Origin of the sequence: Terrisporobacter petrolearius (assembly GCF_020748185.1) — a bacterium.
Lineage (GTDB): Bacteria > Bacillota > Clostridia > Peptostreptococcales > Peptostreptococcaceae > Terrisporobacter > Terrisporobacter petrolearius.
Genome location: NZ_JAHZMO010000079.1, coordinates 1 through 6,284, shown reverse-complemented (window position 1 = coordinate 6,284; position 6,284 = coordinate 1). Strand labels below are relative to the sequence as shown.

The following is a 6,284-nucleotide window of genomic DNA, read 5'->3' as shown; positions in this document are numbered from 1 at the left end:
TGTGGTTATTATAGCAAAGAGGATACACCTGTTCCCATTCCGAACACAGAAGTTAAGCTCTTGAGCGGCGATGGTACTTGGGGGGCGACCCCCTGGGAGAGTAGCACGTAGCCACGTAATCTTTTTTTACTAATTTATATATTAGTGAAAGGATACAAAAAGATAGACTTGTAAGTCTGTCTATTTTTAATATATAAACAAAAATAAATGTTTCACGAGAAACGAATCACTAAAATATGTGAAATGGTAAAAAATTCAATTGAATAAATGAGTTGAATTATAATAAAACTTATGATAGTATTAATGTGTTATATGTTTAGGAGGTATCATGGAGAAATCGTTATACATGGAAGAAGCCTTAAAAGAGGCATATAAGGCATATAATAAGGGTGAAACTCCAATAGGAGCAGTTATAGTTAAGAATGATAAGATTATAGCTAGAGCACATAACCGTACAGAAGAATTAAAAGATAGTACAGCTCATGCTGAAATGCTGGCTATAAAACAAGCTTCTGAAGTGTTAGGTGGATGGAGACTTATAAATTGTGACTTGTATGTTACTATGGAACCGTGTATAATGTGTAGTGGAGCAATAATTAATTCTAGAATAAAGAATATAATTATTGGAGCTAAACATATAAAGAATTTAAAAATGGAAAAACAACACGAGTTTAAAATGGATTATTATAAAGATAATAATATTGAAGTAACCTTTGGTATACTAAAAGACGAGTGTTCGCATATTTTGCAAGAATTTTTCAAGACTCTTAGAAATAAACATTAAGGAGAGATGGTCGAGGGGTCGAAGGCGCTCGCCTGGAAAGTGAGTATGCGGTAAAACGTATCGTGGGTTCAAATCCCACTCTCTCCGCCAACAAATAAATATGGTTGTAATTTTGCTGTACTAGATGGGGAGGTAGCGGTGCCCTGTAACCTGCAATCCGCTATAGCAGGATTGAATTCCATCTAGAGGTTTTTATTTTGTAGAGCTGCCCAGAATAAGTGGTGTTGATGCTTAGGTCCTGTGCAATGTAAGCTCATGAACCCCGTCAGATCCGGAAGGAAGCAGCGGTAAGTGATTCCTTGCATGTGACATAGGAGTGCCTAGGTTGAGCTAACTGTTTTGGTAACGTCTGTGAAGTATTAATCAATAGATGGTGTACAGCATTTATATATAAATATAATAATCCCTTTAACAGGGATTTTTTTGTACATAAAAATAATTAACAAATATTTTTATTTATTATAAAATATATGATATAAATGTATTTGGATTGGAAAAAATTATAGATAGATTTCTTTATAAAGTAAAAATAGTTTTGAAGGAGATGTAAATATGCATAAAGCGTTGTATAGAGTATATAGGCCCAAAACATTTGAGGATGTAGTTGGACAAGAGCATATAGTAAAAACTTTAAAAAATCAGATAAGAAATAGTAATATAGGTCATGCATATTTATTTTCTGGAACTAGAGGTACTGGTAAAACATCTACAGCTAAAATATTTGCTAGAGCAGTTAATTGTTTGAACTCTAATGATGAAGAACCTTGTAATGAGTGTGAAATATGTGTAGATACATTAAATGATAATATCATGGATATAGTAGAAATAGATGCGGCATCAAATAATAGTGTAGATGATATAAGAGAATTAAGGGAAAGTGTAAAATATACTCCTTCAAAAGCAAAATATAAAGTTTATATTATAGATGAGGTTCACATGTTATCTCAAGGAGCCTTTAATGCCTTATTAAAAACTTTAGAAGAACCACCATCATATGTGATTTTTATATTGGCTACAACGGAGCCACATAAAATACCAGCAACTATACTATCAAGATGTCAAAGATTTGATTTTAAAAGAGTGTCATCAAAAGATATTGCAAATAGAATGGCTTATATATGTGAAAAAGAAAATATTCAAGCAGAGGAAAAAGCGCTAAGTTTAATAGCGAGAAATTCACAAGGTGCTCTAAGAGATGCTTTAAGTATACTTGATCAATGTATGTCATTTGGGAATGAAATAATAGAATATAACGATGTAATAGAATTATTAGGGACTGTTAATATTGACGAGTTATTTGAATTAACTCAAGCTATTATAGATGAAAATACTAAAAAAACACTTCAAATCTTAAATGAATTTATTATTTGGGGAAAAGATATAAGAAATTTGATTAACGATTTAATAGATCAATTTAGAAATTTAATGGTTTGCAAAGTATCTAAAGATCTTGATGAAATTATATCATTGCCTGAAGAAAACATAGAAAAATTAAAGGAACAAGCTAAAACTATTAATATAAATGATTTGATAAGAATATTAAATATATTATCGGAGACACAAGATTCAATGAAATCATCTTCAAATACAAGAATATTAGCCGAAGTTACTATGATGAAAATAGCACAACCTATGTTTGATGAAAGTAAAGAAGCATTAATTAAAAGAATTGAAAATTTAGAACGAATAGTAGAAAGTGGAAATATAAAAATAGTAGCAGTTCAAAACGAATCTAAATCAAGTTTAAATAATATAAATGAAAAACTTAATAATCAAGAAGAAGAACAAGATATAATATACGAAGAAGTAAAGAGTGAAGATGTAAAATTAGTGGAATCATCATGGAAAAAAATAATTGGAAAAATAAAAGATGATAAAAAACCAAGTATATATGCTCTTCTAAAAGAGGTTAGCAGTTTCTATGTAAAAGAAAATGCTTTATTTATAATATTTAATGATAATTTTTCTTTTGCTAGATCTAGGCTTAGCTCAGAAGAAACCATAAAATATGTGGAACAAGTTATAAGAGAAGTATTGAATAGGAGTTTTCATCTTAAAATATACCTAAAATCTGAAATCGCTAGTATGAACTTAGAAGAAACAAACGTTAAAAGTGATGAAGGTGAAGAAATACTTAAAGAAATAGTGAATGAAAATATATTAGAAGTAAAAGACAGTATTGAAAAATAATATAATAAATGATAAAAATTATATTGTGATATAAAATAAATTAGAAGTTTAAGGAGGAAGTATATAAGATGGCTAAAAAAGGATTTGGTGGAATGCCAGGAAACATGAATAACATATTAAAGCAAGCTCAAAAAATGCAAGAAAACATGCAAAAAATGCAAGAAGAGTTAGAATCAAAGGAAGTTGAGGCCTCAGTAGGTGGTGGAGCTGTTACTGTTAAAGTTAATGGTAAAAAGGAAGTTATAGATATAGCTATAAAACCAGAAGTAGCAGACCCAGACGATATAGAAATGTTACAAGATTTAGTATTAAGTGCAGTTAATGAGGCATTAAGAAAAGTTGATGACATGCAACAAAGTCAAATGGGTAAGGTTACTGGAGGAATGAATATTCCAGGACTATTCTAGTAGGTGATAAGTATGCAAATTTATACAGAGCCTATTAATAGGCTTATAGAGGAGTTTTCTAAACTACCAGGAGTAGGAAGAAAAACAGCACAAAGACTAGCTTTCCATGTTATAAATATGAATAACAATGATGTAGAATCTTTGTCAAAAGCTATATTAGATGCAAAAAGGCAAATAAAATATTGTTCAGTTTGTTGTAATATATCAGATCAAGAAATTTGTAGCATGTGCTCTAATAAAAACAGAGATGCTGGTGTTATATGTGTAGTAGAAGATCCTAGAGATGTTGTTGCTATGGAGAGAACTAAGGAGTTCAAAGGTCAATATCATGTACTCCATGGAGTAATATCTCCTATGGATGGTATAGGACCAGACATGATAAGGATTAGAGAATTAATTACTAGATTAGCAAATCAAGATGTAAAAGAACTAATAATGGCCACTAACCCAACTATAGAAGGTGAAGCTACGGCTATGTACATATCAAGGCTTGTTAAACCTATGGGAATAAAGGTTACAAGAATAGCACATGGTTTACCTGTAGGTGGAGATTTAGAATATGCAGATGAAGTAACTATCTCAAAGGCATTAGAAGGTAGGAGAGAAATATAAAAACCAAGGGTATACCCTTGGTTTTTATTTATATTAGAATTTAAATAGTTATTAAAATTAATTTATTGACAAATGTAATTTGTATTATATAATTATAGTAATTATTAAAAAATTTTATAGGGGTGTAGTATGAAAACGACTATGAACTTAGAAGAACATAATGCAATGAAAGAAAAGAGAGAAAAAAAAATTAGGTCCAAGGATAAATCGAAAAACATTGATAGAGATTCGGTGGAAAATAAAAAGAGCAAAAAATCTCTCAATAAAAATAGCAATAGTGGAGCATTTAGAAATAACTATAAAAACTATCAATATGACTATGAAGAGGATTTTTACGAGCCATATTAGGAAAATAAAAGCGTATGAAAATTTTAATTTTCATACGCTTATTTTAATCTCTAGATAATATATCAAAAGCCAATTTAGCAATATCTTGTGAAGCATTAAGTTTTTTTATAGCTCTTATATTTTCTTTAGTCATTTCCATTCTTTTTGGATTATCAATAAGGACTTTTAATAATACGCTTAAAGTGTATTTTTTAGAAGTTCTTAGTGAAGCTCCACAGTTAGATAGGAAGTCTAAATTTTCTTCCTCCTGACCAGGAATAAAATAAGGAACAATCATAGGAACCTCTTTTAATAAAGATTCAGTAGTAGTAAGCCCTCCTGGTTTAGAAACTAATATATCTACAGAGGCTAGTAAATCATTCATTTTGTCTGTAAATCCAAGTACACATATTTTTTTATTAATTTTATCTTCATCCGCAGCTAAGCTTTTTTCTAATTTTTCCTTTAGAGACTTGTTTCTTCCAGTTATAACAATGATTTGAAAATCTCTATCTACAGAAATTAATTCAGCTAGTGTGTCTTTTATACTGCCTGCACCAAAACTGCCACCCATTAAAAGAACTGTAAATTTATTTGGATCTAAATTAAGTTCTGATAACACAATTTCCCTATCTCTATGTGATAAAAATGATTTTTCAACAGGTATACCATATGGTTTGATTTTATCCTTATCAATACCATCCTCAATTAATAGCTCTTTTACATATTCATGACCTGCAATATAATAACTAATCTCATTTTGTATATATGCGGAATGAGTTGTGTAATCAGTTAATACAGTTACAAGGGGCGGAATATCTAAATTTCTATAATATTTATGTACATTTTCAGTAAAAGTACTTGATTCTGAAGTAGTATAAAATTGAGAATGTTTCTTTAAAGTACTAAGTGCTATCATAGGAAAAGGATGGGTACCTATAATTAAATCGGGTTTTTTATTTTCTACTAATTTTTTTAATTTTCTGGATATTAAAGAAGTTAGGGGGTTATCTTTAAATTCGTTTTTAGACACTAGGCTACTTTCGGTTAATTTATAAACACCACCCCAAGCTTTAGGTGTATATTTAGCCGATTTTTCATATCCTCTGGAAATTAGCTTATCCATAGTTCCGTTAACTATTTTTAAACTATCTATGATTTCACAATCAATAGTGATGCCGTTAATTGATTTGTTAGTTAATTCTTCTTTTATAGCTCTCGCGGCTCTATTGTGGCCACCGCCAGTGGAAGCTGACATTATTAAAACTTTCTTCTGCATGAAAAAATCCTCCTATAAATTTTAGAGTTGTATTGCATTGTAAAAAAAAATTATGTAATATAAAAAGTAATTTATTATAATAGTTAAATAAATAATAAAGTTAATAATAATCTAATACAATATTGACAAAAAAACAAGATAATAAACATTTTAAGGAGATAGTAAATGAAAAAAGTAGAGATTTATACTAGTGATACATGTATACAATGTAAAAAGGCAAAAGAGTATTTACAAAACAATAATATAGAATTTATAGAGTATAATATATCTTCAAATGAAGAATTTAGACGTGAATTAATAAAAAAAGGATATTTATCTGTTCCGATTATAGTAGTAGATAACCAGGATATATTAGGGTTTGATGTTAATAGAATTAAGCAATTAACAGGAATTTAAATGTATATGACAGGCAGATTAAAAAATAAAAGTATAAAAAAATAAAAAGAGTAAACACTAAAGGTAGTAAAAAAGTGAAAAAAGTTTTTAAAAAGTATTGACTCTTAATTAATAGGATGATATAGTATTACTTGTCCTTGAGACAGGGATAAAAGGTCAACAAAAAACTTCTTAAAAAAGTAGTTGACAAAGAAAAACAGCTTTGGTAAAATAAAGAAGCTGAAACAAGCAAAGAACTTTGAAAATTAAACAGTAGGTTAACAATAAATTAATTCTTTAAGAATTAAAC

At 29.1% G+C, this 6,284-nt stretch carries 7 protein-coding genes, 1 tRNA gene, 1 rRNA gene and 1 other RNA gene; 9 read left to right on the top strand and 1 reads right to left on the bottom strand.

From position 1 onward, the window contains the following. The 8 genes from rrf to K0040_RS19395 all read left to right on the top strand — a co-directional run bounded on the left by rrf (position 1) and on the right by K0040_RS19395 (position 4,341). A 5S ribosomal RNA gene (gene rrf, locus K0040_RS19430) occupies positions 1-117 on the top strand. A gap of 211 nt (positions 118-328) precedes the next feature. Further along, a complete protein-coding gene (locus K0040_RS19425; protein ID WP_074920455.1) occupies positions 329-784 on the top strand; it encodes a nucleoside deaminase in 456 nt (151 codons plus the stop codon). Then, positions 785-874 (top strand) — tRNA-Ser (locus K0040_RS19420). 25 nt (positions 875-899) lie between these two features. Continuing rightward, positions 900-1,165: signal recognition particle sRNA large type (ffs, locus tag K0040_RS19415), an RNA gene on the top strand. A gap of 171 nt (positions 1,166-1,336) precedes the next feature. After that, positions 1,337-2,974, top strand: a complete 1,638-nt coding sequence (gene dnaX / locus K0040_RS19410; RefSeq protein ID WP_228110362.1) for a DNA polymerase III subunit gamma/tau — start codon at positions 1,337-1,339, stop codon at positions 2,972-2,974. Between the two features lie 68 nt (positions 2,975-3,042). Then, positions 3,043-3,381 carry a YbaB/EbfC family nucleoid-associated protein gene (locus K0040_RS19405; RefSeq protein WP_228110361.1) on the top strand — a complete coding sequence of 113 codons (339 nt, stop codon included), beginning with the start codon at positions 3,043-3,045 and terminating at the stop codon, positions 3,379-3,381. A 12-nt stretch (positions 3,382-3,393) separates the two neighbouring features. Further along, on the top strand, positions 3,394-3,993 hold the full coding sequence (recR, locus tag K0040_RS19400) for a recombination mediator RecR (protein ID WP_228110360.1): 600 nt from the start codon (positions 3,394-3,396) through the stop codon (positions 3,991-3,993). 129 nt (positions 3,994-4,122) lie between these two features. Beyond that, complete coding sequence (locus K0040_RS19395) at positions 4,123-4,341, top strand: hypothetical protein (RefSeq protein WP_228110359.1); 219 nt, start codon at positions 4,123-4,125, stop codon at positions 4,339-4,341. Positions 4,342-4,384: 43 nt separating this feature from the next. Here K0040_RS19395 and K0040_RS19390 read toward each other — a convergent pair whose 3' ends face one another. Continuing rightward, positions 4,385-5,599 (bottom strand): MGDG synthase family glycosyltransferase, encoded by a 1,215-nt coding sequence (locus tag K0040_RS19390; RefSeq protein WP_228110358.1) that lies wholly within the window; start codon positions 5,597-5,599, stop codon positions 4,385-4,387. A gap of 165 nt (positions 5,600-5,764) precedes the next feature. Between K0040_RS19390 and K0040_RS19385 the strand changes: the two genes are divergently transcribed. Next, positions 5,765-5,995, top strand: coding sequence for a glutaredoxin family protein (locus K0040_RS19385; RefSeq protein ID WP_228110357.1), 231 nt, complete (start codon positions 5,765-5,767; stop codon positions 5,993-5,995). The last annotated feature ends 289 nt before the right edge of the window (positions 5,996-6,284 follow it).

Coding starts and splice junctions, on each gene's coding strand:
- K0040_RS19405 (WP_228110361.1), top strand. CDS start 3,043: ATGGCTAAAAAAGGATTTGGTGGAATGCCAGGAAACATGAATAACATA.
- dnaX (WP_228110362.1), top strand. CDS start 1,337: ATGCATAAAGCGTTGTATAGAGTATATAGGCCCAAAACATTTGAGGAT.
- K0040_RS19385 (WP_228110357.1), top strand. CDS start 5,765: ATGAAAAAAGTAGAGATTTATACTAGTGATACATGTATACAATGTAAA.
- K0040_RS19390 (WP_228110358.1), bottom strand. CDS start 5,599: ATGCAGAAGAAAGTTTTAATAATGTCAGCTTCCACTGGCGGTGGCCAC.
- K0040_RS19425 (WP_074920455.1), top strand. CDS start 329: ATGGAGAAATCGTTATACATGGAAGAAGCCTTAAAAGAGGCATATAAG.
- K0040_RS19395 (WP_228110359.1), top strand. CDS start 4,123: ATGAAAACGACTATGAACTTAGAAGAACATAATGCAATGAAAGAAAAG.
- recR (WP_228110360.1), top strand. CDS start 3,394: ATGCAAATTTATACAGAGCCTATTAATAGGCTTATAGAGGAGTTTTCT.